At 71.4% G+C, this 646-nt stretch carries 1 pseudogene; it reads right to left on the bottom strand.

Going from position 1 to position 646, the window contains the following annotated elements:
* Positions 1-401: 401 nt before the first annotated feature.
* Positions 402-646 (bottom strand): annotated as a pseudogene (locus tag EN807_RS32385) (polyprenyl synthetase family protein); the annotation flags it as partial.

The following is a 646-nucleotide window of genomic DNA, read 5'->3' as shown; positions in this document are numbered from 1 at the left end:
GCCGTGGAACTGCAGAGCTCGCGCCGTGTCATAGACGGACGGACCGACGCTGCCGCCGTCGCTCATCTCGCTCAGCAGGTGGCGCAATTCGGAAAGGATCTGTTCGGACAGCGCGTTCACGTGGGATATTCCTCTGCAGACGGTTGACGAGAACCAGGATCGGGCAGACGCCGCGCGCGTCGCCGCAGGCCCGTCGCGGCCTGGCCACGGGCAGCGCCGGACGGCCGCCCTGCTGCGGCTCGACGACGCGCCCCGATGCTGGCGCCGGTCCGACGCGTGCGCCGCGGCCGTGCTGGGCAACCGCTGCGATCGGCGCCGCCGACTCGGAACACAGTGCAGCATGCGCCGCTGCCGCCAGCCGATCGCAGCGGCACAGGGGCGGCTCCATCGGACGCGCGCGCTCATGCGCAGGGCGCGTCGTTGAACAGATACGCGTTGGCCCGCTGCAGCATCTGCGCCAATCGTTCCGCACGCGGCCCCAGCGGGGCGATGGCCTCCCCGGCGTCGCTCAACAGATCCAGCGCGAACTGGCGCGCTGCCTGCAGCCCCATGATCGACGCGCAGGTCGGCTTCTGCGCCGCCGCGTCCTTGCCGGGGGTCTTGCCCAGCGTCGCGGTATCCGCTGTCGCGTCGAGAATGTCGTCGA

Source organism: Mesorhizobium sp. M5C.F.Ca.ET.164.01.1.1, assembly GCF_004792125.1.
Classification (GTDB): domain Bacteria; phylum Pseudomonadota; class Alphaproteobacteria; order Rhizobiales; family Rhizobiaceae; genus Mesorhizobium; species Mesorhizobium wenxiniae.
The sequence above is the reverse complement of the archived record's forward strand: the minus strand, read 5'-3'. Positions and strand labels throughout refer to the sequence as shown.